This is a genomic window from Treponema sp. (genome assembly GCF_045657965.1).
Taxonomy (GTDB): domain Bacteria; phylum Spirochaetota; class Spirochaetia; order Treponematales; family Treponemataceae; genus Treponema_D.
In genome coordinates this window covers 1-2586 of the sequence record NZ_JAZOUG010000136.1, presented here as the reverse complement: position 1 = coordinate 2586, position 2586 = coordinate 1, and the positions used below count along the sequence as shown (strand labels likewise).

Here is a 2586-nt window from a genome sequence, read left to right as displayed (position 1 = left end):
GGGCTTAACTGCATGAAAATCATTAAGGCCCCAGGTTTATCATGCTAAGATAGATAAGTCCATCAGGGCACAATATCCTAATTAATTCGACAGGGGGACCTTAATGAGATTCTATAAGAACCAACATCAATTTTACATTGGTATCGATCTGCATGCAAGGATGATGTATATCTGTGTCATCAACAATTTGGGAGAGACAGTCTTTCATAAAAACATGGAATGTTCGACAGACAACCTGGAACTTGTGACAAACACATTTGGGAAAGATATCGTAATCGGCGTTGAATGCATTTTCACCTGGTATTGGATTGCAGATTTCTGTGCAGAACGTGGAATCGATTTTGCTTTAGGACATGCCCTTTACATGAAAGCAATTCATGGCGGAAAAACAAAATCAGATAAAATCGATTCTGAGAAAATTGCAAATATGCTGCGCGGAGGAATGTTTCCAATTGCTTATGCATATCCGAAAGAAAAACGTGCTGTAAGAGATTTACTGAGACGAAGATTATATTTTGTAAGACAGCGTGCCGAACTTTCCGTTCATCTTCAAAACACAAATCATCAGTACAATATCAATGAACCTCTGACTTCCTCTAGGATGCGCAGTGAAGCCTATAGAAATACTATTCCACAAAAGTTTAGAGATTCTGCGGTATTAAAAATGGTAGATGCCGACCTTTTCATGTTTCAGTCGTATCACGATATAATCACAAAACTTGAATTTCAGATTGAGGATTGTATGGAAATCCAGGATCCGTATTCATTCAGCCTGCTCCGTTCAATTCCCGGACTTGGATTTATTCTTCCGCTTACAATTCTTTATGAAATTGATACGATAAACCGATTTTCTGATGTCGGAAAATTCATTTCATACTGCCGTCTTGTAAAATGTTCTCACGAATCAGCCGGCAAGAAAGAAAAAGGCGGTCACAATAAAATCGGTAACGTGCATCTCAAATGGGCATTTTCCGAAGCAGCAGTTCTTTTTCTTCGCAACAATGAGCGTGGACAAAAATGGCACGAAAGACTGGTTTCCCGCTACGGCAAGGCAAAAGCCATGAGCCTGATTGCCCAAAAGCTTGGACGCACGGTTTACTATATGCTCAAGCGGAAAGAGCCATTCGATCCGGATAAGTTTTACCAGGATTAACAGGACAGAACGGAGAGCCCATCGCATAACTGAAGCAATAAACGGCGAGTCGTATGAAAAATGTGAATTATATGCTGCCCGACAGCCTTACACTTTCTGACTACATGCCGTGACTTCCTGGCTGCATGAATAGACTTCGTTCTGGTCCTTTTTTTATATTTTGTTTTGATTTGAAATAACAAAGCAGACTGTCCCTGTTTTGACCTGCCTGTATAACTGTCGGAGCTTTAGCTACCACTTAATTCTTGCTTCAGGCTTAACAGGGTACCGATGAAATTCTTCTGCACCTTTTTTGGTGACTGACTATATGTGTTTGATTCAGGATGCTTTTCCTGCAATCCGCTTTGAATAACGATTCAGTTTTGTTTTTCTATTTTGATGATAAACTTTTTTGTTCTCAAAAAAAAGACTGTTTACTTTGAAAAACAGCCCTAAGTTGTATTTTTTTAGTTTAACTATTGACAACTTGGGGCCTTATATGTGTTATGCTATCAGTTGTAGCAAATCCCGCTGCTTCAAGAGAATCTTTTTTGATTTTTGCCGAACGAAATACGTAGCTGTAGTCCATTAAAGTTCGTGGTAATAAGGGCAGATGTTTTCAAAATGGCCGTCTTTCATACGGAAGCCGTTTGGAATTGTTCCGAGCTGGACGAAACCGAGCCGTTCATAGAGATGGCGGGCGTGAATATTGCTTTCAACAACGGCATTGAACTGAAGAACCCCATAACCGCACTTTTTAGCCTGAACAAGACAGTCTTTTACAAGCTGTTCTCCTATGTGTTTTCCACGCGATTTAGCAGAAACTGCATAGCTTGCATTGCAGATATGACCGCAGCGGCCAACATTGTTCGGATGAAGAATGTAAAGTCCATAAATTGTTCCGTTTTCTTCGGCAACGGCACTGTATGTCTGAGATGCAAAAAACTCAGCTCCACTTTCGGCTGTGAGCACCTCTTCCTGAGGAAATGCAATTCCATCTTCCACAACTTCATTCCAGATTGCAATCATTGTGGTTAAATCATTTTCGCTATACTTTCTGATGGTCATTTTTAGTTACTCCATGCTATTATAAAAGAAATTCGCAGTCAGGAGAACAGAATTGGATATTATTTTAATATCGAAAAGAGCTAAAGATGGAAAAATCACGGAACAGCGGAAAAGTCCTGATAATGTCAAAGCATTTTCGGAAGGCTGCGACATGGTTTTAAAGACAAGACTAATAAAAGGTTATTGTATAAAAAATGCAGTAACTCAAGAAATTCTTTATAAAAAAGGTGAGATCTAAATTTCTGTTCTTAAGTTTAAAATACCCACGGGGCTGTCCAAAAAGAAATGGGCAGCCCCAATTATTTTAAATTTACAAGTGAATTCAAATCTGCTAAAATTTAAATATGAGCAGAGGCGTAAGCGATAAAATCACATACAAACCATAT

At 39.1% G+C, this 2586-nt stretch carries 3 protein-coding genes; 2 read left to right on the top strand and 1 reads right to left on the bottom strand.

Features of this window, described 5'->3' with window-relative positions; all coding sequences use genetic code 11:
* The first annotated feature begins 103 nt into the window (after positions 1-103).
* Complete coding sequence (locus ACKI5B_RS04935) at positions 104-1153, top strand: IS110 family RNA-guided transposase (protein WP_407426420.1); 1050 nt, start codon at positions 104-106, stop codon at positions 1151-1153.
* Positions 1154-1720: 567 nt separating this feature from the next.
* Here ACKI5B_RS04935 and ACKI5B_RS04930 read toward each other — a convergent pair.
* Positions 1721-2200, bottom strand: coding sequence for a GNAT family N-acetyltransferase (locus tag ACKI5B_RS04930; protein ID WP_407426418.1), 480 nt, complete (start codon positions 2198-2200; stop codon positions 1721-1723).
* Between the two features lie 52 nt (positions 2201-2252).
* On the opposite strand from ACKI5B_RS04930, the gene ACKI5B_RS04925 reads away from it, so the two are divergent.
* The gene (locus ACKI5B_RS04925; protein ID WP_407426416.1) at positions 2253-2438 is read left to right on the top strand and encodes a hypothetical protein; all 186 of its coding nucleotides are present in this window, start codon (positions 2253-2255) and stop codon (positions 2436-2438) included.
* Positions 2439-2586: the final 148 nt, after the last annotated feature.

What these genes read in the sequence shown, in the direction of transcription:
- ACKI5B_RS04930 (WP_407426418.1), bottom strand. Translation starts at nt 2,200, where the DNA reads ATGACCATCAGAAAGTATAGCGAAAATGATTTAACCACAATGATTGCA.
- ACKI5B_RS04935 (WP_407426420.1), top strand. Translation starts at nt 104, where the DNA reads ATGAGATTCTATAAGAACCAACATCAATTTTACATTGGTATCGATCTG.